This window comes from Nitrospiraceae bacterium, from assembly GCA_021373015.1.
Lineage (GTDB): Bacteria > Nitrospirota > Thermodesulfovibrionia > Thermodesulfovibrionales > UBA1546 > JAJFTJ01.
The window spans coordinates 11422-34967 of record JAJFTJ010000014.1 but is presented as its reverse complement, the minus strand read 5'-3'; the positions used below and the strand labels follow the sequence as shown (position 1 = coordinate 34967).

21 protein-coding genes are annotated in these 23546 nt (G+C 38.8%); 13 read left to right on the top strand and 8 right to left on the bottom strand.

Annotated elements, in window-relative coordinates; all coding sequences use genetic code 11:
• Positions 1–5 precede the first annotated feature (5 nt).
• On the top strand, positions 6–923 hold the full coding sequence (locus LLF28_05760) for a branched-chain amino acid transaminase (protein MCE5194950.1): 918 nt from the start codon (positions 6–8) through the stop codon (positions 921–923).
• 66 nt (positions 924–989) lie between these two features.
• Here the strand turns inward: LLF28_05760 and LLF28_05755 are convergent, their stop codons facing one another.
• From LLF28_05755 to LLF28_05735, 5 genes are all read right to left on the bottom strand, one after another.
• Positions 990–1253 (bottom strand): hypothetical protein, encoded by a 264-nt coding sequence (locus LLF28_05755; GenBank protein ID MCE5194949.1) that lies wholly within the window; start codon positions 1251–1253, stop codon positions 990–992.
• A 278-nt stretch (positions 1254–1531) separates the two neighbouring features.
• The gene (gene speE / locus LLF28_05750) at positions 1532–2368 is read right to left on the bottom strand and encodes a polyamine aminopropyltransferase (GenBank protein ID MCE5194948.1); all 837 of its coding nucleotides are present in this window, start codon (positions 2366–2368) and stop codon (positions 1532–1534) included.
• 45 nt (positions 2369–2413) lie between these two features.
• Entirely contained in the window at positions 2414–3577 is a 1164-nt protein-coding gene (locus LLF28_05745) for a type III PLP-dependent enzyme (GenBank protein ID MCE5194947.1), read from the bottom strand.
• Positions 3578–3665: 88 nt separating this feature from the next.
• Positions 3666–5873 carry a PAS domain S-box protein gene (locus tag LLF28_05740; GenBank protein MCE5194946.1) on the bottom strand — a complete coding sequence of 736 codons (2208 nt, stop codon included), beginning with the start codon at positions 5871–5873 and terminating at the stop codon, positions 3666–3668.
• Positions 5874–5875: 2 nt separating this feature from the next.
• Positions 5876–6805: a DUF3365 domain-containing protein gene (locus tag LLF28_05735; GenBank protein MCE5194945.1), complete on the bottom strand. Its 930-nt coding sequence runs from the start codon at positions 6803–6805 to the stop codon at positions 5876–5878.
• A gap of 109 nt (positions 6806–6914) precedes the next feature.
• Between LLF28_05735 and LLF28_05730 the strand changes: the two genes are divergently transcribed.
• Positions 6915–7847 (top strand): TIGR01212 family radical SAM protein, encoded by a 933-nt coding sequence (locus tag LLF28_05730; protein MCE5194944.1) that lies wholly within the window; start codon positions 6915–6917, stop codon positions 7845–7847.
• Here LLF28_05730 and LLF28_05725 read toward each other — a convergent pair.
• On the bottom strand, positions 7836–10496 hold the full coding sequence (locus tag LLF28_05725; GenBank protein MCE5194943.1) for an AMP-binding protein: 2661 nt from the start codon (positions 10494–10496) through the stop codon (positions 7836–7838). The genes LLF28_05730 and LLF28_05725 overlap by 12 nt on opposite strands.
• A 149-nt stretch (positions 10497–10645) precedes the next feature.
• Here LLF28_05725 and hisI point away from each other — a divergent pair, with 149 nt between their 5' ends.
• The 11 genes from hisI (at position 10646) to hisF (ending at position 21187) form a co-directional block, all read left to right on the top strand.
• Complete coding sequence (hisI, locus tag LLF28_05720) at positions 10646–10969, top strand: phosphoribosyl-AMP cyclohydrolase (protein MCE5194942.1); 324 nt, start codon at positions 10646–10648, stop codon at positions 10967–10969.
• A gap of 188 nt (positions 10970–11157) precedes the next feature.
• On the top strand, positions 11158–12186 hold the full coding sequence (locus tag LLF28_05715; protein MCE5194941.1) for an aspartate-semialdehyde dehydrogenase: 1029 nt from the start codon (positions 11158–11160) through the stop codon (positions 12184–12186).
• A 161-nt stretch (positions 12187–12347) separates the two neighbouring features.
• Complete coding sequence (locus LLF28_05710; protein ID MCE5194940.1) at positions 12348–14207, top strand: ASKHA domain-containing protein; 1860 nt, start codon at positions 12348–12350, stop codon at positions 14205–14207.
• Positions 14208–14274: 67 nt separating this feature from the next.
• A complete protein-coding gene (locus tag LLF28_05705) occupies positions 14275–14823 on the top strand; it encodes an epoxyqueuosine reductase QueH (protein MCE5194939.1) in 549 nt (182 codons plus the stop codon).
• Complete coding sequence (locus LLF28_05700) at positions 14810–15820, top strand: SpoIID/LytB domain-containing protein (protein ID MCE5194938.1); 1011 nt, start codon at positions 14810–14812, stop codon at positions 15818–15820. The genes LLF28_05705 and LLF28_05700 overlap by 14 nt, the downstream gene beginning before the upstream one ends.
• The gene (queA, locus tag LLF28_05695; GenBank protein MCE5194937.1) at positions 15804–16868 is read left to right on the top strand and encodes a tRNA preQ1(34) S-adenosylmethionine ribosyltransferase-isomerase QueA; all 1065 of its coding nucleotides are present in this window, start codon (positions 15804–15806) and stop codon (positions 16866–16868) included. The genes LLF28_05700 and queA overlap by 17 nt, the downstream gene beginning before the upstream one ends.
• A gap of 4 nt (positions 16869–16872) precedes the next feature.
• Positions 16873–17484, top strand: a complete 612-nt coding sequence (locus LLF28_05690; GenBank protein ID MCE5194936.1) for an SPOR domain-containing protein — start codon at positions 16873–16875, stop codon at positions 17482–17484.
• Positions 17485–17687: 203 nt separating this feature from the next.
• A complete protein-coding gene (locus tag LLF28_05685) occupies positions 17688–18476 on the top strand; it encodes a PhoH family protein (GenBank protein ID MCE5194935.1) in 789 nt (262 codons plus the stop codon).
• Positions 18457–19941 (top strand): HDIG domain-containing protein, encoded by a 1485-nt coding sequence (locus tag LLF28_05680; GenBank protein ID MCE5194934.1) that lies wholly within the window; start codon positions 18457–18459, stop codon positions 19939–19941. The genes LLF28_05685 and LLF28_05680 overlap by 20 nt, the downstream gene beginning before the upstream one ends.
• Positions 19922–20338: an rRNA maturation RNase YbeY gene (gene ybeY / locus LLF28_05675; protein ID MCE5194933.1), complete on the top strand. Its 417-nt coding sequence runs from the start codon at positions 19922–19924 to the stop codon at positions 20336–20338. Before LLF28_05680 ends, ybeY begins: the two co-directional genes overlap by 20 nt.
• Before the next feature lie 6 nt (positions 20339–20344).
• Complete coding sequence (hisF, locus tag LLF28_05670; GenBank protein ID MCE5194932.1) at positions 20345–21187, top strand: imidazole glycerol phosphate synthase subunit HisF; 843 nt, start codon at positions 20345–20347, stop codon at positions 21185–21187.
• Positions 21188–21195: 8 nt separating this feature from the next.
• On the opposite strand, the gene LLF28_05665 is transcribed toward hisF, so the two are convergent.
• On the bottom strand, positions 21196–21669 hold the full coding sequence (locus LLF28_05665; GenBank protein MCE5194931.1) for a tryptophan-rich sensory protein: 474 nt from the start codon (positions 21667–21669) through the stop codon (positions 21196–21198).
• A 78-nt stretch (positions 21670–21747) separates the two neighbouring features.
• A complete protein-coding gene (locus LLF28_05660; protein ID MCE5194930.1) occupies positions 21748–22797 on the bottom strand; it encodes a thiamine biosynthesis protein in 1050 nt (349 codons plus the stop codon).
• Between the last annotated feature and the right edge of the window lie 749 nt (positions 22798–23546).

The following is a 23546-nucleotide window of genomic DNA, read 5'->3' as shown; positions in this document are numbered from 1 at the left end:
TTCCTATGTTAAAGAAGACAGAAAAAATATGGATGGATGGAAAATTTGTTGATTGGGACAATGCCAATGTGCATGTTTTGACACATGCGCTTCATTATGGTCTTGGGGTGTTTGAAGGAATAAGATGCTATGAGACTGAAAACGGCCCTGCCATATTCAGACTGCGCGAGCATGTTGAACGTTTATTTTCATCAGCGCACATTTTTATGATGGAAATTCCTTATACGAAGGATGAAATTGAAAAGGCAATAATAGAAACAGTAAAGATAAATAAAATAAAAGAATGTTATATCAGACCAATTGCATTTATAGGATATGGTGAAATGGGATTATATCCAAAGGACAATCCGGTATCTGTTACAATTGCAGCTTGGCCATGGGGAGCATATCTTGGGGATGACGGTATCAATAAGGGGATCAGAGTAAAGGTATCCTCATTCGTAAAAAACCATGTTGATTCACAGATGGGCAGGGCTAAGGTGTCCGGTTATTATGTGAATTCGCAGCTTGCAAAAAAAGAAGCTGTCTCATGCGGATATCATGAGGCGCTTTTGCTTGATGCAGAAGGTTATGTTTCAGAAGGAAGCGGAGAAAATGTTTTTATTGTAAGAAACGGCAAACTGAAGACAACCCCTCTTACCTCAATACTTGAAGGCATAACAAGAGACAGCATAATGCAGATTGCAAAAGATGAGGGGATAGAGGTTGTTGAAGAGAGATTTACGCGTGACGAGGTTTATATTGCTGATGAGGCTTTCTTTACAGGCTCAGCTGCTGAGATCACTCCGATAAGGGAACTTGACGGAAGGATCATAGGCAAAGGAACTCCCGGTAATATAACGAAAAAAATACAGTCAATATTCTTTGATATTGTTAAAGGAAAGAATAAGAAGTACAACAACTGGCTGACATATGTAAAGTAACCTGCAATAAAAGCAAAAAAGGGGAAAGACCTGAGTCTTGCCCCTTTTTTATTTAAAGGACTTAATTTATTTAATTCCAAGTTCTGCTGCAGATGCTTTAAGATCCGGCACGTTATTTTTAAATGCGTTCATCATAGGGTTTGTTGCTGCCTTTGCACCTTTAATGAACTCATCAACAGTTTTGTATTTTGCAATGAGAATATCTTTTGTTGATTTTGCAACATTGCCGTTATGGCATGCAGCACACTTATCCCACGCTGCTGCAGAAGCAAACGAAGCGAGTCCAAGCACCAGCACAAGCGCTGTAGTGATTGACACGAAATTTTTCATTAATTTTTACCTCCTTTCATCCAAAGTTTTTTATTGCAACTATCATGCCCGTATTTTCAGCAGTGTTTTCTCAGAATATAACAGAAATTACTTCTGATTTGAGGAACTCCTTGCTGTTTTGAGACATATACTAATCATCATATTTTGTAAAATCCTTAAATTAGGCAGATGATTATAAATGAAAACAAAATTTGGAGTCAATACAAATACAAAAAATTTACATTTTATAATTATTATCTTTTAATTAGCGCTGCTTATAGTTGAACAATATCAATCTCTTACCAGTCCAGCTTTCTTTTCATAAGCTTTTCATACATTTTTTTAGGGAGGAAAGCCTGCTGGTGTATCTCATCGCTGTAATATTTTGTTTTTACGGAGAATTTTTGCCTCATCTCACGCGGAGACAAGTTTTTTGAAGCAATTGAAAATGTCCACCAGTTGCCGGCATATGTAGCAAGGGGTGCAGTGTAGATATCAACTACAGGGAATACACTTTTCATGGTTTCCTGCACCTCTATAACAACATCTTTATGAAAATGCAAAGATTCCGAAAGCGTTACATAAAATCCGTTTTCTGTAAGACAATGTTTAATCGATGTGAAAAATTCCTTTGTGAAAAGACTTGTTGCAAAACCTACAATATCAGTTGAATCAACTATTACTGCATCGATATCTGCATTACTGCCCTTAACAAATTCAGCGCCGTCCATGCACTTTATCTCAACTCGTGGATTATCAATATCGCAGGCAACTGTTGGGAAAAACTTCTTAGAAATATTGATGACTTCCTCATCAATCTCAATGAAATAAACCTTCTCAACACTCTTGTGTTTTAATATCTCTCTTACAGCTCCGCCGTCTCCGCCTCCAATAACGATAACTTTTTTTGGAGCAGGATGCGCATGCAGAGCTACCTGGGTCAGCATCTCATGGTAAAAGAATTCATCCTTTTCTGTTATCTGAACAACTCCGTCAAGAACAAGCATTTTACCAAAGTGAGAATTCTGTATTACTTCTATTTCCTGATATTTGCTTTTCCCTTTATAAAGAATATTTTCAACCTCATAGCTGTATTGTATTGGCGCAAATGGATCTTTTTCGTAAAATTTTATCATGTTATCCTCCTGAAAATAATTTACGGTTCAAAATTTAGAATTGAATCATATAAGAACTGTCTTTGGAATTGAAAACCCGTTAAATTCTGAAGCATATGATATTGTGTAAGCTCCGCCTGCCAGTATAAGCACCAGACTTCCAATCTCGGGTTCCGGCAGAAAAATTTCTTTGTCTATGACATCAAAACTGTCGCAGCTTGGGCCTGCAAGCGTCCATTTCTTTTTGGTTTTTGTATCCCTTGAACTTTCAACAAGATAGGTATATTTTATTCCCCCGATGCTTTCCATTAGACCATTGAAAACTCCAACATCAATATAAAGCCAGTTATCGCCGTCTCTCTGAGCCTTGCCAATTACAGATGCAGCAAATATTCCGGCATCACCTATAACAGATCTGCCGGGTTCAAGGATGACTTTTACATTTTTTGGAAATCTCTCATATATAATGCTGTCAATGTTTTTTTCGATAGTTTCAACACCAACGACATTTTTGATGTAATTTATAGGGTAGCCGCCGCCAATATCAAGAAAGCTCAGCCTCAGACCTCTTTTTGATGCAAGATCAAAAACTGTTTTTGCCTTATCAAGAGCTGAATTCCAGTTGTACATATTTGTGCATTGAGAACCTACGTGAAAGGTAATTCCCACAGGGTTAAGCTTCTTCTCTTTAGCGTAGGATAAAAGTTTTATTGCTGTATCTTGCTCTACTCCGAATTTCTTACTCAAAGGCCATTCACTTCCTTCATTAGGCACGGCAAGTCTTACATATACATTTGCACCAGGTACAAACTTTGCCATCTTGTCAACTTCGTCAAAAGAATCATAGGCAAAATAATTTACACCGTAAGACTGCGCTATCTTCAGAAATTTGAATGATTTAACCGGATTGCTTGTAATCATTCTGTCCGACTTAACTCCAATGGAAGCAAGCACTTCAAGCTCACCTTCAGAGGCAATCTCAAATCCAAGGTTCAGCTTATTAATGAACTTAAGCACTTGGATATCGGGATTAGCCTTAACAGCATAAAAGACCATTGAATTTTTTATATTCTGGCCTATAAGAGATACTTTTTCCCTGACCTTCTCTTTGTCTATCAGAAGAACAGGAGTGGTTATATTTTTTTTATCAAGATGTTTGAGCGCTTTAAACAACATTGTCTTAGAAACAATGTTTGTGTGAGATTTTTCTATCTTAAATGTTCTTGGCATAAGTCCTCTTTCAAAATAAATAGATTAAAATTATAAACCAAATGATATGTTTTTATGCAATATTTTTTAACTCAACAGTCAGCATTTTTTATTTAATTTTTTCCAGTGTTTTTTTAACAGTATTAAGGATCTCAGTAGGTGATATAGGCTTGGAAACAAATTCCTGTCCCTCCTGAAATAACTGGTTTCTCTTTATTATATCCATAGGATATCCGCTCATGAAAATAGCTTTTATGTCAGGCTTAATTGCTTTCATTTCGTAAAAAGCTTCTTTTCCGCTTTTCCCAGGCATTATCAAGTCAAGCAGTACCAGTTTTATTCTATCTTTATTTTTATTGAAGATATTCACTGCCTCTTCACCATTTTCAGCGCTAAGCACCTTGTAATCAAACTCTTTCAGTACAGAGAAGATAAGATCTCTTACTGGTTTATCATCCTCAGCAAGCAGTATTATCGTCCCTTCACCATGTACAGGAGCAGAAAGCTCCTTAGTATAAGATTTTGCCACATCTATTTTTTCGAGCGGGAAATATATCTGAAAAGTTGTCCCTTTTGAAGGTTCGCTGGATACGTGAATATATCCATTGTGCTGCTTGACTATGCCATATACTATTGAAAGCCCAAGCCCCGTGCCTTTGTCGACATCCTTTGTAGTGAAAAAAGGCTCGAATATTTTTTTAGTTGTCACTTCATCCATGCCTGCCCCTGTATCAGAGAATAATATTCGCGCATATGCTCCAGGCTTGGCATACCTGTACATATCTATGAATCTATCGTCAATGGTTACTATGTCTGTTCCTATTACTATGCGGCCTCCGTTTGGCATAGCATCTCTAGCATTGGTCGCAAGATTTACAAACACTTGTTCCACCTGTCCAATATCTGCTAGTATAACTATATCTTCGTCTGTGAGCTCTGTCCTTAAATCAATGTTCTCGCCAATTAATCTGCCAAGCAGACTTTCTAGTTCTTTTATTATTTCATTAAGGTGAACAGGAAGTATGTCCATCGTCTGTTTTCTTCCGAATGTGAGCAGTCTTTTGGTCAAATTTGCAGCTCTGTCAGTTGATGCAAGTATCGGGTCTACATAAGCCAGCAAAGGACTGCCCTTGGGGGTTTTTATCTTAAGAAGACTGGCATAACCTATAATTGCTGTGAGTATATTATTAAAATCATGCGCTATTCCTGCTGCAAGCTGGCCAATAGCCTCTATTTTTTGAGCATGAAGAAGTCTGGCTTCAAGTTTTTTGTGTTCAGTGAGATCATGTGCAAGCACAACCTCCGCGCGCCTGCCTGCAAAATCGATGGTGTGCGATATAATTTCAACATCAAGAATTTTGCCGTCTTTTTTTCTATGCCGCCATGTCCCGGCAATGTCAAGGCCGTTGTCAACCTGTGATACATTCTCTAGAAGTCTTGGTATGTCATCACTTGGACGGATATCCTTGATTGTCATGGAGAGGAATTCATCTTTCGTGTAGCCGTATTTTTCTATAGCGGAGTTATTCACATCAAGAAATGCAAGAGTCTCAAGGTCATATATCCACATTGGGTGAGGGTTATTCATAAACATAAGATTATATGCAGTCTCTGTTTCATAAAGAATTTTTTCAGTCTCTTTCTGTCTTGTTATATCGTAAAGAACTCCCTGAACAAATAAAGGATTCCCTGAGCTGTCGCAGATGTTGCTTACGTGTTCACGGAGCCATTTTACTTTTTTGTTTTTGGCTAATATGCGGTATTCGCGCTCCAGAGAACAGCAGGGTTTAGTGCGGATATCTTCTATGCTCTTTGAGATTTTAACAAGGTCATCAGGATGTATGATCTCATCCCATCTTAAACGTCCGGCAATAAAGTCTTCTTCTTTATACCCTGTTATGGGTTCGACAGCTCCATGTAAAAAAACAGGTTTAAAAAACAGAGTGCCCTGATATGCTATCCCGTGGAAATGGTCGAGAAACAATCTGTAGCGTTCTTCAGTTTCCTTAAGTTTCTGATCCGCCGCGTTTATTGAACGAAAATAATTCCCTATGCGTGTTACTCCAAAAAGCATGAGGCAGGAGATGATAAATGCTATAAATTCAGGAACAGAAAAGGATATAGAAGGACCTGAAATAATATGTTGGATAAAAGATAAAATCCTGCGTACTGCCATGAGCAGCATTGCTGCTGCAATAAGAATCCATGCAGTTTTGCGTCCGGTAATCTTGATTAAAAGCAGTGCATATACAGATGCAGCCAGCTGAAACAATATTGAGAGTGCAAATATTAAAACCGCTGTAATATTATGCGCCATATTTATTTTATATTTGGGTAAAGCTTTTTCATGCAATCAGGACAGATGCCGTGTGAAAACTCTGCATCAGTTCTGTCGCTTATATACTCCTCGATTGCAACCCATGATTTTTCCCCGTGCTCTGCTGCCTTCTTCGTTCGTATTTTTTTGCAGCTGGAACAGATTGGAAGTATGCCTTCCAGTTTTCTGATCTGCTGCTGTGCATTCTGTAATTCCTCTATACTGGAAATCAGTTTTTTACCTAAAAAAAATGTTATGAACAAACCTATGGCCAGAAATATGAGGTGTATAATGAATGTATTAAGCTGGTGAGCTCTGATTATTTTATAAAAAGGTTCATAAGAAAAGTTGACAGTTATTCCGCCTCTGATATCGCCTTCTTTATATCCCTGTTTCCCATGACATTTCAAGCAAGGCTTTTCAACTTTTAACGGAGCCATATATCTGAATGTTGATTTTTCACGGGATCCGATCACAGCATATTCTTCTTTTTTGTCTTTTTCAAAATTCTCAAGGGCTTTTGTTTCCCATTCATCAGCCTTATTTGCAGGTCTTAGCAGTTTGAGACTTGTAATATGTACCTGTATCCCCTGTTTTTGCTGGAGAACCTCTGAAATAAGTCTTGTCATATAGGCAGGATTTACTTTGGTGAGTTTCATCCCGTTTGTTGCTGTGAGATCTCTTAATGGATCGTCCAGATAAAGGTTTGGCATAAACCCCTTAGTTACAGGAACATAAACTCCGTTATGATCTGCGTTCCATCTTCTTGCTGCAACAAAGGTCTGGAAGAATGAGCGTCCCATTGCAGCAGCGAGTTCCTCGTGTTTTGTATGAAGTTCGCCGAGCGTTACATGGAGGGATGCAACAGTAACCATTATGAGAAAAAGGCCTATTGTCACAAGGTAGTTTTTTGCCTGGACAAGTGTTTTCATTCTTCTCCAATAAACTGGATTTGTTAATAATATTATAACACTATAACATTGATTGCTATCAGAAGAAACCTTTGTTGACAGTGTTCTGCATAAAAATAGATAATTAAACATGAAGCAGAGATTTAATGCATTTGGTTCCTATATGAAGAAAAAATTCGGAGCTCCTGTTTACAAAGTAAATGTCGATGCAGGCTTCACATGTCCCAATAGAGACGGCACGCTCGGCTTCTCAGGCTGTATCTACTGCAACAACGAGAGTTTCAAACCGAGTTCCTGCAGGCCAGCGCTAACAATAAAAGAACAGATAAAAAGCGGCATTGAATACATGAGCAGAAGGTATAATGTCCAAAAATTTCTTGTCTATTTCCAGCCATATTCAAACACATATGCTTCTGTAGAAGTTTTGGAAAAGCTCTACACAGAGGCTTTGCAAGAACCGTCAGTCATAGGGCTGGCAATAGGAACCAGACCTGACTGCATTGACGAAGATAAGATTAAACTGCTTCAAGAACTGGCAAAAAAATATTTTGTACTGGTCGAATACGGAGTCCAGTCAATCTATGAAAAAAGCCTTGAATTTATACAGAGAGGACATGACTATAAGACATTTCTGGATGCAGTTTCATTAACGCAGGGGAAAGGAATTTTTATCGGAGCTCATCTGATTGCTGGTTTTCCAACTGAAACGAGGGAAGAGATGTTGAGCATGGCGGATGAAATCTCGACAACAGGAATAGAATTTCTCAAGATTCACCAGCTACAGATAATTAAGGATACACCCTTGGCTCTCATGTATAAAGAAAAGCAGTTTCACACATTCGGCTATGAAGACTATATTGATTTTGTGGTCGATTTTATAGAAAGGCTTTCACCTGATATTGTGCTTCAGAGGCTTTTTGCAACAGCGCCGGATGAGATATTGATTGCTCCAAGATGGGACAGAAGCAGGCATGGACTTACTCTCGATATCGAAAAAAGATTTGAAGAAAGAGGCGCATTTCAGGGGAAAAAGTACAAGGCATTGCTAAGATCATCTGTGTGAGAGTTCTTCAACCTTTTTTCTTAGCTCATCTGCAAAAAACTGATGGTTATCAATATTCTCCTGTTTTTTAGTAAAATCCATTTCATCCGGATTTAGAGCCTTTCCGAAATTAATTATTATTTTTTTTGGTTTTATTATAAACGAGCCTGCTGGCATTGCCTCAAAACTGCCTTTTATAAAACATGGGACAACAGGCACATCCATTTCGATTGCCAGAACACCTATGCCTTTTTTGAATTCCATCAGTTTTCCGTCAAAAGACCTTCCGCCTTCAGGGAAGATACAGAGATTCTTGTTCATCCTCAATGCGTATGCCGAGAGCTGAAGCGCCTTGGTAATATACATGTCAGGGTCAATCTGTATAACATGCGATATCCTTGCAAAGCATGACGCCAATTTATTTTTAAAAAATTTTCTGAGCCCCAAAAAATAAAGATTTTTAAAAACATCAAAGGGCATTGCAGCAGCAATAAGAAAAGCGTCCAGAAAACTGCAGTGATTAGCTGCAATAATGAATTTTGTTTTTAAGAGATTATTAATCCCTTTTACTTCAAGTCTGAAGAAAAGCTTTGCAGATAACTTAATAAGTAAAAGAAGCAGTGATAAGACAGCCCATTCGATTCTGTTTTGCTTCAGGCCAACGGCTTTTTTCTCGATGTCAGCAGGCTCCTGAAGGAGTATTCCTGTGAATCCAATCTCATCAGGAATTGCAGTAATATCTGCTGCATCCTGCTTTAACCTGAATGCTTTAATTTTTTGGAAAAGTTCTTCCACTGTCTGTATGTCTGTAAAGAATGTTACAGGAAGATTTAACGAGAATTCTTTTTCAAGGCAGGCTATAAGCTCTATTTTTTTTAAAGAATCAAATCCAAGGTCGAACTCAAGATTGTCTTTTGCTTGGACAGCAATGTGCTCGTGTGTCACTGTCTTAATGCATTTCAATAGATGTTTTCCTGTTTTATCATCTATCAATAGAATGTCATCCCCTGTTTTTTCTTTTACAGTGTCAGGTTTGATAAGGTCTTTGATCATGAACCGTCTTAATTTCCCGAGCGGAGTTTTTGGAAGAGATTCTGTATAAAGCGTGAACCCTTTAATGCGCATATATTCAGGAAGGGTATGCGAAATTTTATTTGTTTTCCATTTTAAATGTTCAAGAATATTCGAAATATGATTTTTCTTTGCATATTCAAAATCAGGAACAATAACTGCGTGCAAAAAATCCCCGCTTTTTTGTCCTCCTGCTTCTGTAACGCATATCTCCTTGATTAAAGGTATTTTTAAATATGTCTTTTCAATTTCCACAGGATAAATATTTTTGCCTGAAGAAAGGACAATAACTTCTTTAATGCGGTTGGTTATATAGAGATAATTTTCTTTATCCAGAAATCCTATATCGCCTGTGAAAAACCAGTTGTCTCTTATCACCTTGTTTGTCTCATCGGGATTTTTGTAATAACCTTTCATTACCATTGGGCCTCTTACGGCAATCTCACCCTGCTCGCGGGTTTCTAAGATTTTTCCTGTTGCTGTGTCGATGATTCTTATTTCAACTGAAGATAACGGTTTTCCAACAGAGCCGATCTTTGATCTGCTTATCGGATTAAAAGTAAGAACAGGAGATGTTTCAGTCAGGCCGTAGCCTTCAATAACAGTAAATCCTATTCCTTCGAGGTCTCTCATTACCTGTGGATCAAGTCTTGCCCCTCCGCTTGCCATAAGTCTGAACTGTTTCCCGAGTTTTTTGTGAACAGAAGAGAAAAGCATCTTTCCAATATTCAACCCTGACATTATTCTGAGTACTTTACAGACGCCTAATCCAGCGCTGATAATCGAAGAAAAAGGAAATGGAAGCTGTTTAATTTTTGTTGTAATATTGTTTCTGATTAATTCGAGCAGCTGCGGCACTGCAAGCAAGATCGTAACAGACTTATCATGTATTGATGAGATAATGTCAGAACCTTTAAGGCTGGGTGAATATACAACTCTTCCTCCTAGTATCATAGGAACTATGAATGTACACATAAAAGGATATGTGTGGTGAAGCGGCAGGACAGAAAGCACGCTGTCGGATTCTTTAATAATTCCGGACTTGATAACAGCGTCTGCATCGGACAAAAAATTCTTGTGTATAAGCATCACGCCTTTTGGAATGCCTGTTGTTCCTGAAGTGTATATTATCGACGCAACATCCTCGAATTTTACTTCTGGAAGATCAAAGCAGACGTTTGATTCAATCACGAGTTTGAATTCAGGCGAGTCGAAATTTATTTTTTTTGTTTTTACTGAATTACTGATATTTGCCGCTGTTTTATCACTGCAGAAGACGATTTCGGATTCAGAATCAGCAAGAAGATTTTTTACAGCATCAGGAAGAAGCTGTGCGTCTATCGGAACAGCAATCCCTCCGGCCATGATGATCCCTGTATAAGCAATGCACCACTCTGGGCGGTTCTCCGAAATGATTGCTATTCGGTCGCCTTTTTTTAACCCAGAATTTAGAAGATGCGCTGCAATTGATCTTGAGCTGGTGATAAAATCATTGTAAGTTACTGAATGCCATGTTGAATCAAAATAATTGAACGCAATTTTCTGTCCGAACATTTCCTGATTTTTCAGAAAAATTTCATGAATAACAGTGTTTTTCATTTCAGTGGTATTTTGCCTGTTCGCATTTGCGAATTCAACGGCAAAATAAATTCGTTATTACAATGGTCAATAATATTTTATTAAAACAGCAAGGAGCATGCTATGTTATAATTTATTTCATTCTTTATTTAAGTTTTTAGGGAGGAGTTATGATACCGCAGTTAAAATTCAACGAGAGCGGGTTAATCCCAGCAATAGTGCAGGATGCAAGTACAAACGATGTGCTGATGATGGCTTATATGGACAAGACCTCGCTCGAAAAAACACTGAACACAGGATTTACCCACTTCTGGTCCCGTTCAAGAAAAAAATACTGGATGAAAGGCGAGACCTCAGGGCATGTTCAGGCTGTTCAGGAGATATGGTACGACTGTGATGAGGATACTCTTTTAATAAAGGTCATCCAGCACGGAGCAGGCGCATGCCACACTGGAAACAGAACCTGTTTTTACAGGAAGATAACAAAAGAATAAATTATTCCGCAGTTCAGTTTTTTCTGTTGTCATTATTAATGTATTCTGCTCCCAACTATATTTTCTGATCGTGTTCACAAACAAAAATCTCAGAAACAAAGTTTCACTATGCAGCTGCAAAGCATAGAAATTTTTTACTTCAATGTGATAAATTAATGCAACTTGCTTAGAAAAGAGGGAGTACATAGATGATCAAGAAAAAGAAAAAATATGTTGCTGCTATTGTAGGAGCAACAGGCGCAGTCGGAAATGAGATGATTGCAACTCTTGAACAGAGAGACTTTCCTGTTGAAAAATTAAGACTTTTTGCATCAGAGAGATCAGAGGGAAAAACACTCGAATTTCACGGGAAGAATGTGTCTGTTGAATCGCTGAAAGAAGATTCTTTTAGGGGGATTGATATAGCGCTTTTTTCTGCAGGCGCGGAACGCTCGAAGATATGGGCGCCGATCGCGGCAAAATCAGGATGTGTTGTTGTTGATAATTCCAGCCAGTGGAGAATGGACCCCGAGGTTCCTCTGGTTGTGCCTGAGGTGAACAAGCACGATATTAAAAAGCATAAGGGAATAATCGCAAATCCAAATTGCTCGACCATACAGATGGTTGTTGCCTTAAAACCAATACATGATGCGGCCAGGATAAAACGTGTTGTTGTAACAACATTCCAAGCGGTCTCGGGTACAGGGAAGAAAGCAATGGATGAACTTCTCCATCAGACAACAGATATCCTGAATTTTAAAGAGATAAAATGCAATGTCTATCCGCACCAGATAGCATTCAATGTTCTCCCGCATATAGATAAGTTCCTTGAGAACGGATATACGAAAGAAGAGATGAAGATGGTAAATGAGACAAAAAAAATAATGGGAGACAATTCCATCAAAGTCACTGCAACAACAGTGCGTGTTCCTGTTTTCAGATGCCATTCAGAGAGCGTAAACATAGAGACAGAAAAAAAACTTACTGCTGTTGATGTGAGAGTGATACTTTCCAAAGCTCCTGGCATTATTGTTTTTGATGCGCCTGAAAAAAATATCTATCCTCTGCCGGTTGCAGCTGCAGGAAGAGACGAGACATATGTCGGCAGGATACGGGAAGACGAATCCATAGCAAACGGGATAAATCTCTGGGTTGTGTCTGATAACCTGAGAAAAGGCGCAGCGCTTAACGCCGTTCAGATAGCAGAAGAACTTATCAAGATGGCAGAGCAGCGGTAATTTAGTTCGATATTTAATAAAAGACTGGCGAGGTTAATATTTGCAGGGTTAGGATTCTCGCTCATTCTCGCTCCGATAAAATCGGGATTGCAAGTTATCCTGAAAGCTTTCGGGATAAATCCGCTCGAACACCAAACCTGTGAATGAAGATTAATTCAATTATGCAGATTAAACTTTCAACAGGAAAAAGTTTTAACGCATCTTCTGATGAGAGCCTCCTTATTGCCCTGAAAAAAAACAAGATATACCTTAATGCGCATTGCGGCGGCAAAGGCACATGCGGCAAGTGCAAAATTCAGATACTTGAAGGCGATTACAGATCAGAACAAACAGGAAAACTTTCAAAGACAAATAAAGATAAAGGCATTTTGCTTGCGTGCCGGACATTCCCCAAGACAGACATGCTGATAGAAATTCCTGAGGATTCAAAACTTGTTATCGGCGATAAGATCGCTATTTCAAGATCAGGAGATCTTGCTGAACTTTTCAAAAAAATGGACGGCGTAATCACGCCTTTGGTAAAAAGACTCGACCTTAAGCTTACTCCTCCAACAATCGAAGATAACATCAGCGACCTCGAGAGAATAAAAAGAGAACTGCTTCTAAATGGAATCAGCGAGATACATTTTCCTTATGACTTTATTCTTAGCTTTGCAGACAAGGCAAGAAAGCGCGCTTGGTCAATAAATCTTGCATATTATGATGAAGAAGCGCTTTTTATCGATGAAGACTCAGGAAAACACAGATACGCTGCTGCAGTAGATATAGGGACAACAACAATAGTCGTATATTTAGTTGATTTAAATACAGGAAAGCTTATTGATACAGGCTCAACCTATAATTCTCAGATCAAATTCGGAGATGACGTCATCACCAGAATTATTTACGCCACTGAAAAAAACGGACTTAATGAACTGAGAGAAGAAGTTGTCGAAGATATAAACGACATTATCCAGACCATTATCGAAACTCACAATCTTAAAAACAATTCGATCGAATCAGCAGTTATCTCAGGCAATACAATAATGTTGCATATATTTTGGGGCCTTGACCCAAGACATATAAGAGAAGAACCCTATATTCCGACAGCTAATTTTTTCCCGTTGTGGAAGGCGGATAAGGCAAATATCCAGATTAATTCAAGTGCGCCTGTTTATACACTGCCATGCATTGCAAGTTACGTGGGCGGAGATATTGTCTCTGGAGTGCTTGCATCTAATATGCACCGAAGCAAAGACATATCTTTGTTTATGGATATTGGCACAAACGGCGAGATCGCAATAGGAAATAATGAATGGCTTGTAACAGCAGCGTGTTCGGCAGGTCCGTGTTTTGAAGGAAGCGGAATAAAACACGGAATGCGGGCAACTGAAGGTGCAATCGAGGATGTAAAGCTTGATGCTGATACATTTGAGCCCAAACTTAAAGTTATAGGGAATGTAAATCCTTCAGGAATCTGCGGATCAGGAATGATTGATGCCATTGCAGAGATGTTCTTAAAAGGCGCTATAGACATGAAAGGGAAATTTGTAACCTCCCATAAAACTGACAGGATACAGAAATCAGAAGATGGGATGGAGTTCGTGCTATACAAAGGCAAAAGGGATATTGTACTCACAGAAGTTGACATTGAAAACATTCTAAGAGCAAAGGCAGCGATGTACGCAGGGGTTTCTCTGCTCATAAAAGAAGTTGGTTTTACTCTCGATAACATAGAGCACATCTATATTGCAGGCGGCTTTGGGAATTTTCTTGATGTTGAAAAAGCAGTCATACTCGGAATGCTCCCTGACCTTCCAAGAGAAAAGTTCAAGTTTCTCGGCAATACATCTATAACAGGAGCATATCTTTGCGTACTCTCAGAGAGGCTTCGGAAAGAGGCAGAGGATATTGCGAGAAAAATGACCTACATAGAACTTTCAACCTCAAGGAATTTTATGGACGAATATATGTCAGCTCTCTTCCTCCCGCATACGAATATAGGGCTCTTCCCGACAGTGCAAGGATTGCTGAAAAGGTAAGGTAATTCAATATTCCCCTTAAGGTGATTCTGATGTGGCAATCCCTTCAAATGATTTATAATAAACTATGAAGCTTTTGATGCATATCTGCTGTGCAAACTGCAGTCTGTACCCAGTCAGGAAACTGGCTTCTGAAGGAATATTTGTGAAAGGCTTGTGGTTTAACCCCAATATACACCCGCACACTGAATATACACTTAGGCTTGATGCAGTAAAAAATTTAAGCAGAATGTGGGGGCTTGAGATCGAATTTGTGGATAATTATGGACTGAGAGATTTTCTGAAAGTGACTTCCAGTGATATCGAGAACAGATGCGAGAAATGTTACAGGATGAGACTTGAGGAGACAGCAAAGAAAGCAAGAGAGATGAATATGGACGGATTCACAACTTCCATGCTCGTCAGCCCATACCAGAAATTCGACATAATAGTCGATGTCGGAAAAAGAATGCAGGATAAATATTCTGTTGAATTCTTTATGCAGGATTTCAGGCCAGGGTATAAAAAAGGCGTTGAACTTTCGAAAGAACTTGGTCTTTACAGACAGAAATACTGCGGCTGCATCTTCTCAGAGGAAGAAAGATACATGGGGAAAAAGAATAATGTCAGAGAATAGCAGCTGTAAAAAATATGCAGTCTTTATAGCAGCGATATTTTTTATCTTCTCTTTTTTGTTCAATGCATATGCTGAAACAATAAGGGTGCTGATACTTGAAGAGAGTTTCAACAAGATACCTGAAAAAAACGAGTATCTTGAAAAGATCGGTGAAAAACAAAAAGGTGAACTGCTTGCTAACGGGATTCATTATAAGGGGGATATAGAGGTTTGGCAGGGGACAAACGGTCTTTATGTTATTGCTGAAATACCATTTGAGGATTATGTCAAGGATGTTGTTTTTGCAGAGGTTGGCAGCAAATGGGAGGTTGAGGCTTTAAAGGCACAGGCAGTTGTTTCAAGGACGTATGCTTTATATCACAAGAATGCCAATGGCAAGTCTCTTTATCATATAACATCTTCAGTTCTGCATCAGGTTTATAAGGGTGATATTTTTGATCCTGCAATAGCCACTGCAGTTGAAAAAACCGCAGGCGAGGTTCTCACATATGAAGGAAAGATCATTGAGGCATTTTATCATTCAACATGCGGAGGAAAGACTGAACTTCCTGATGAGGTCTTTGGTAAAAGTTTTCCATTTTTAAAGTCAGTAGAGCCTGTTTGTGAGACATCACCATATAAATTATGGGATAGAAGAATCCCTGCTGCTGAGATAGAAAAAGCATGCAATGTGCAGAGCATTAAAGACATTATTATAAAAACATTCACATCAACAGGGAGAGTGAATGAATTGGAGATAATCACTGAGACAGGCAAAACAACGATTAAGGCGACAGAATTAAGGAGACTGCTTGGCTGGCAGAGACTGCCAAGCACAAGTTTTACAATATCCAAAGAGAACGGCTCTGTTTTTTTTGAAGGCAAGGGATATGGTCACGGTGTCGGACTTTGCCAGTGGAGCGCTCTTGAGATGGCAGGCAAAGGAATGAATTACAAAGATATTCTAGCCTATTTTTATCCAGGAACAAAAATAAGAATTCATGAAGGACATAAATAATATTAACGTCCTGAAAGTCGCTGATTTTGACTTTAGCCTGCCTGAAGAACTCATAGCGTTAACCCCGTCAGAAAAAAGAGATGAGGCCAGACTTATGGTGCTTCATAAAGACGGAGGAATAGAGGAAAGGCAATTTCATGATATCCACGAATATCTTAATGAAGGCGATATGCTTCTGCTTAACAACACAAAAGTCTTTCCTGCAAAACTCACTGGAACAAAACCAACAGGAGGAAAGATAGGCTTTCTTTTGGTAAACGAGATTGCAAAAGATGAATGGAGCGTGCTTTCAAGGAAAAAGTATACAGGGGAATTAGCAATTGCAGACGGATTTTCAGCAGAGATCACTGACGGCGAGAAAGTCAGATTCAAATATAACGGCGCTTTTATCGAGAATTTATCAAAATATGGAGAAATGCCATTGCCTCCTTATATAAAACGAAAGCCGGAGGCAAGGGATAGGGAATGGTACCAGACAGTTTATGCAAAAGAACTGGGCTCTATTGCTGCTCCGACCGCGGGAATGCATTTTACGCAGGAGCTTATCAAAAAGATCGAGGGCAAAGGAGTAAAAATAAAATATTTGACGCTTCATATCGGCATCGGAACATTCAAACCCATAAAAACAGAAAAAGTTTACGAACATAAGATGGATCAGGAATATTTTGAGATTGAAACAGAATTATTAAATGAGATCAATAATACAAAGGGATCAGGGAAAAAAATCATATCTTCAGGCACAACAACAACGCGCGCTATTGAAGGCTGTCTTAGCGGATACTGCAGATCTGGTGAAAATAAGGAAGGCAGCCGGATAAAAAACAAAAACTCAAAAACTGTCAAGGGATATACTGATATATTTATTTATCCGGGGTATAAATTCAGGGCTGTTGACAGCCTGATCACAAATTTCCATCTTCCACGCTCAACACCATTGATGCTCACATCTGCGCTTTGCGGTTTTAGCAGGCTCAAAGAGGCTTATGAGCGTGCTGTAAAAAGCAGATATAGATTTTTCTCATATGGTGATGCTATGCTTATTTTGTAAAATTATGAGAGACAGATCTTCCTATGAAAGCCCAAGAGAATCATCAGGCAAAAGTATTGTTATAGTAATAGTAATTGTCACATGTACAGTGAGTTTTGCCCTTGGATATTTTGTCGGCAAAACAAATGTAAAAGACAAACAGGAGAAGTATCAGATTGTAGCAGCTTCTGCAAAAGAAGAGGCAGTAAAACCATTACAGGCAGAACAACCAGCGCCAAATGCACAGACAAATCCATCAATAATACTTTCTGATGCTAAGAATGAGAAAACAACTGAACCCAGGCAGCCTGTTCAAGGCAAGGATAAAAAAAATAATTCTGAAACAGTAAAGCAGGAGAAGAAAGACAGCAGCACAGAAGAGAGCGCATCTTCATATACAGTTCAGGCTGGAGCATTCAAGAACCAGAAAGATGCAGAAATTCTCAAAAAGAAACTTGAAAAAAAAGGACATAAAGCTTATATAAAGAAGATGACAGGAGCTAAAAACATAAAGCTGTATAAGGTCAGAGTAGGAAGTTTTGAAGATAAGGAAGAGGCTGAATTTCTTGCAACAAGACTTAAGAAGGAAGGCTTCAAGCCATTTATCACTTCAAAGAATAAAGACGCAGGAAAATAAAAAACAGGCGTTTATGTAAAACAGGAGAAAATACGGTAACACTATCTATTGAACTGGACAGCGAAAAAGAATTTCCTTTCATCTACAGCGGACTTGACAAGAATATAAAGCTGATAGAAGAAACCTTTGGAATAGAAGTGAGCTTCAGAGGCAACAAGATATTCATTAAGGGGAATTCTGAATATGCTAAAAAAGCAGAAAATATGATTAATGAGCTCCGCGAGGTTAGCGCTGAAGGGTATCAGCTGAAGCCGGAAGATATACGTTATGCCCTGAGGGCAATTGCCAAAGGAGACAAGACATCAGTAAAGGATCTTTTTCTTAACAACATACCTGTAGCTTCAAGCAAGCGTTTCATAATCCCAAAAACAGAAGTCCAGCGCAATTATATAGAGGCAATAAAAAAATATGATATTGTGATAGGAATCGGGCCAGCAGGAACAGGGAAAACATATCTTGCTATGGCTATGGCAATAAACGCACTTCTTAAAAAACAGGTAAGCAGGATTGTGCTTGCAAGACCGGCTGTTGAAGCTGGAGAAAAACTTGGTTTCCTGCCAGGCGATATGTTTGAAAAAGTTAATCCTTATCTAAGACCGCTTTATGATGCGCTGTTTGACATGCTTGATGCTGACAAGGCAGGCAAGTTTATTGAACGCGGGATTATCGAGATCGCGCCTCTGGCATTTATGAGAGGAAGAACATTGAATGATTCATTTATAATTCTTGATGAAGCGCAAAATACCACATCTGAGCAGATGAAGATGTACTTGACAAGATTGGGGTTTAATTCGAAAACAGTAATTACAGGGGATATTACACAGATTGATCTTCCTTCGGGAAAGGCCTCTGGTTTAATAGAGGCGGATAAAGTTCTCAGTGAGATAGAGGACATTAAAGTAATATATTTTTCAGAAAAGGATGTTGTAAGGCACAGGCTTGTGCAGGAGATTGTAAAGGCGTACGAAAAATATGAAAAACGGGATTCCTAAAATAGAAGAATTCAAAAAAGAGATTGATGTAAAGCAATACTCTTTGCTGATCGTATTCAGTATTCTTGCTGCTATTGCGATTCAGGGCAAGGCCGGATTAGAAAACCTCATGGGCGGCGTACTTATAACAGGAATCCTTCTTGTTATTTTCTACAGGGACATAATGAGATATAAGCCTGTGTATTTAAAAAATTACAGGATGCTCGTTCTTCTTGGCATCATGATAGTTATCACTCTTCTGTTTGGGAGATTTTTTGGTTATGTGCTCGAAAATCTGGCAAAAGGCTCTGAGTCGATACCTGCTGGAAGCTATGTCTACGGAATACCAATCGCTGCAGGTGCAATGCTTGTTGCGCTCTTATTTGATTTTCATACAGCAATATTCTTTTCATTTATTGTAAGTCTTCTAAGCGGTGTCTGGCTTAATGATGCTGTTTATCCTATCTATTCTTTTGTTGGAAGTCTGACGGCTGCGTTCAGCGTTATAAGATGCAAACGGCGTACAGCTATTTTAAAAGGCGGAGCTTATGTAAGCGTTGTGAATGCTGTCACTGCAATCATACTGATGCTGCTGTCTGGGAATTTTTTAACAGAGATGTCGGCAGCTTCGATAGGGTTTGCATTAATTTCAGGGATAAGTGTAATAGCAATTGTGTCTGTGATGCTCCCAATTTTTGAATACATGTTTAAGGTTACGACTGATATCAGCCTTCTCGAACTCCTTGACCTTGAACAGCCGTTGATGAAAAGTATGATGGTCGAAGCTCCGGGCACATATCACCATAGTGTTATTGTAGGAAATCTTGTTGATTCCACTGCAGAGGCGATTGGCGTAAATCCTCTTCTTGCAAGAGTAAGCGCATATTACCACGATATAGGGAAGATCAAGATGCCGGAATATTTTATTGAGAATCAGGGAATTTCCTTAAATAAACATGACAATCTCACACCTCACATGAGCAGCATGATAATAACCTCTCATGTAAAAGAAGGAGTTGAGCTTGGAAAAGAATATAAACTTCCGGAACCTATAATAGATATAATTCAGCAGCATCACGGAACAAGTCTGATGACTTATTTTTATCAAAAGGCAAAAGATGTTAAAGGTGAAGAAGATTCTGCTGCTGATGAATACAAATATCCCGGGCCCAAACCTCAGACGCGTGTTGCAGCGCTTGTGATGATGGCTGATGCTGTTGAAGCAGCATCGAGAGTCATTATAGAACCAACGCCTGCAAAGATATCAGCGCTGGTTGAGAAGATAATAAACCATATGCTTCTTGAAGGGCAGCTTGATGAATGCGATCTTACACTAAAGGACCTTGCTTTAATAAAGAGCCGTTTCACACATACGCTTGCAGGAATTCTGCACAAGAGAGTTGATTATCCGGGTTTTGATTTTAATAAAAATACTGCCAAGACAAAAGGAAACCCAAAGCGCAGCAATGAAGATTCTTATCACTAACCAACAAGAAAAAATAAAAATAAACGAACCTAAGATTATGAGCTGTTCAAAAAAGGCCATGAAACTTCTTGGTCTGGACAAGTCTGAACTCAGCATTTTGCTTGTGGATGACAGGAAGATGAAGAAATTGAATAAGAAATATCGCAAAATTAACAAGACAACGGATGTGCTTTCATTTCCGTTAGATGACAGGATATTCCTTGGCGATATTGTTATAAGTCCTGAAACAGCAGCAAGACAGGCTGAAGAGAATGATTGTTCATTCTGGGATGAGATGAAATGGCTTATTGTCCACGGCATTCTTCATTTAACGGGATATGACCATGAAAAAAGCCTTTATGCAGAGAGAAAGATGAGATTAAAAGAAAAAGAACTTCTTAGAAAAATGAGAGGATAATGGCAGATGCTTGCAAAGAGAATAATCCCCTGTCTTGATGTTAGAGACGGAAGAGTGGTCAAAGGCGTTAACTTTGTCAATATAAGGGATGCAGGAGACCCTGTTGAGAATGCAAAATTCTATGATGAGCAGGGCGCTGACGAGCTTGTGTTTCTCGATATAACTGCTTCTCATGAAAAAAGAAATATAATCCTTGATGTTGTAAGAAGAACAGCAGAAGAAGTTTTCATGCCGCTTACAGTCGGCGGAGGGATAAGATCGCTTGAAGACATAAGGGAACTTTTGAGATCAGGCTGTGATAAGGTCTCCATAAATACTGCTGTAGTGAAAGACCCTTTCTTTGTCAGCCGCGCAGCAGAAAAATTCGGCAGCCAGTGCATTGTTGTTGCAATAGATGCAAAGCGGGCAACAAAAGATATGATTTATACTGATAACGAACCATGGATGAAAGAGCCTTCTCTGAAAAGTGTTTATCTTGAAGATATCAAGCCTGAAAAATTAACATGGGCGATATCCACTCACGGTGGAAGAAAGATGACCAGAATAAATGCTGTTGAGTGGGCAAAGAAAATGGAAGAATTGGGTTCAGGAGAAATTTTGCTTACGAGCATGGACAGGGACGGAACAAAAGACGGTTATGACATTGAACTTACAAGAACAATTGCAGAGTCTGTTTCGATCCCTGTGATCGCATCAGGCGGAGTCGGCACACTCGAACATCTATATGATGGTCTTATCAATGGAAAGGCAGATGCAGCTCTTGCCGCATCGATCTTTCATTACAGAGAATACACTGTAAAACAGGCTAAAGAATATCTAAGGGCAAAAGGCGTTTCTGTGAGACTCTGAATTTTTTATTACAAATTCAATCTATAAAAGAGATACGAAAGATATGTTGCGAACGAGACCCATAGAAGATACGGCAGAAGAAGCAGAGAAGATATCTTAGAATAACTCCATACAAAAATCATTATAAGCAAAACCGTAATCCCGATAAGAGCTGAATCCAGAACAGCAAGCCCGAGCATATGCTTTGAAAAAAATATCCAGCTCCATGCAGCGTTTATTGCTCCATTAAGAATATACAGTAGAAATATATGCCAGAAAAATCTCTTTTCTTTTGCGGCCGTTATAAACAAAGCCATCGAGACTGCAGCAAGGATATATATTATTGTCCATATTATTCCTATCACAAATCCCGGAGGAGTAAAAGAAGGTTTTTCCAATGCACCATACCATACAGGAATGCCTTGAGAAGTGAAGCGGCTGCCAAGCATGGAAACAAGCAGATAAAAAACAACTGGGGAAATATATGCGATAATCCTGCTCATTATTATATTCCTTACGGTTAACTGAAGTATATTCCAATATCAGACGAGTGTCAAACAGAAGCTTTTTAAATTAGATAGTTAAGAGCTTACAGATGTAAAATTTTCTTTTTTAAGCTCTATTTTGTAATGGTCAAGAACATGGTTTTCTGAAGGCTCGATCATCAGCTTAGAAATATTTTTTTTGTGATCAACAGAAACTTCGACTTCAGAAATATGCTTTGCATCTGAATATCTTGCGCAGATAGATGCCGAGAGTGAAACAAATTCCTCGCATCCTTCTCCTGAAAGAAGCGCAAGCGGACTTCCAAAATTTTCTACAGTGAGCAGATAATCATTTTCTTTTGCAAGCTTTTCTATGCTGAGATTGTCTTTCTCATCTCTTCCTACAATTAATTTGCATGAAGGCGATAATCTGAAATGTCTGCCGACTCTTAAAAGATGCAGATCATTCAGTGTTGGATTCGGATTATTCATCAAAAGTTCTCTTAATCTTAAAGAATAGTTCGGCTCTGTAAGCAGACATCCGCCTGCAGGCATAGGATAGTCTGTAAGTTCAAATTCTTTTGCAAGCGAGATCTGGTTTTTTCTTGAACGGCCGCTAAAATCATAAAGTTTTTCTCTTTCAATAATCCCATTTATCTCAGGGATTGTAGGTTCAAGTATTTTTGCGCTTAATGGTCTTAAGACGAGACCTTTAACCCCGGCTTCCTTGTCGATTTTATATAAAGTATTTTTCATCTGGCTCATGGGCCTCTGGCCAACAACCTCTCCTGTAATTATGAAATCCGCATTGGTTATTTTCATGAATTCCTTTGCTTCTTTAAGCATTAGTATCCTGCAGTCAATGCAAGGGTTCATGTTCCTGCCATGCCCGTGTTTTGGATTTTTTACAATATCAATGAATTTGTCGGCAAGATGAGAAAGTTTTATTTCAAATCCGAATTTTTCTCCAGCAGAAAAAGGATCTTTTGAGCAGGATGATTTGTCCGATGCATCACATCCAAAATGCGTGAGAAATTTCACTGCTGTTACCTCAATGCCCTGACGCAGCACTGCAAGTATCGCAAGCGTGCTGTCAAGCCCGCCTGAATAAAGAGCTATTGCAGTGTGTTTCTTTTTGGTGTTCATAACGGTTTATTTTAAAATATTAAGGGGAAAAAATGGGGAGTTATGATGGAGAATATCTTTGTCTGTGGTACCTGATTGGGTACGCTTCGTTATCGGTCTCCAACAGTTAACCCATATATTCTTATAAAATAAGTAGCCAAGGCGGTAAATACCACTACAGCGAGTGAAGCGACGAGTCTAAAAGGAATTACTTGGTCCTGTGATTGCATGAGCATATCAGGCTTCAATACCCAGTCAACTACTCGGTCTCCCTTTGACACAAGGTACCCGGATGCAAATAACGAAAACCCCTTAACAAAATCACTGAACTTGTTTGCTTCATGTCCTGAATCAGGTGATAAGAATGTGCCTATCGCCCAACCAATTGAGAGTGAAAGGATCAGAATGGCAGTAGTGAGCAGTTCTTGGTTTTTCGTTGGCCCTAGAGAGTATCCTATAATGAACAACCACACTATGAGCACAAGTGCGATTGAAAGCGCGATTATCCACGACCAATGTTGATGCTGCTTTGGAACATTATTGCTCATAATATAGATACCAAACTGTTAATAACTATTGTTTGTTTATTTATAACAATACTATACCATAATTGCAAAAAGAGTTACTTTAAAATCTTCTCTACAATTCCAACGATCTCCCCATGAATCTCCTCAATCTTCTTAGATGCTTTTAACACTTTAATTCTTTAAACGAGTAAAATGTACCTGTCCCCATTTTTGATTTTTGTATTCATTATTCCAATGTCACTT